Source organism: Streptomyces sp. P9(2023) (assembly GCF_032436795.1).
Lineage (GTDB): Bacteria > Actinomycetota > Actinomycetes > Streptomycetales > Streptomycetaceae > Streptomyces.
On record NZ_JAUPWM010000612.1, the window covers coordinates 1 to 259 of the forward strand.

Annotated in this window: 1 protein-coding gene; it reads left to right on the forward strand. The window is 67.2% G+C overall.

What is annotated here, in order from left to right; all coding sequences use genetic code 11:
* A partial coding sequence (locus tag Q5762_RS38890) for a hypothetical protein (protein ID WP_315897035.1) occupies window positions 1-259 on the forward strand: 259 nt, incomplete at both ends.

Genomic DNA, 259 nt, shown 5'->3' on the forward strand with positions numbered 1-259 from the left:
CGTGGCTGGCGGGGCCGACACCATCACCGCGCTTCAGTCCGAACTGGCGTCGGTGACGACCAGGCTCAACACGCTGACCGAGACCAGCCTGCGCGACAAGGCGGCCGGGTTTATCGACACCGAAATCCGCAAGGGCCGGGTCGGCCTGAAGCCGCTGCGCGACCATTATATCAGCCGCCATATGTCGGATGCCGCATCGGTGGAAAAAGAGGTGGCGGCCCTGCCGCTGATGGCGGGTGCCACCACCTCGGCCGCTCCG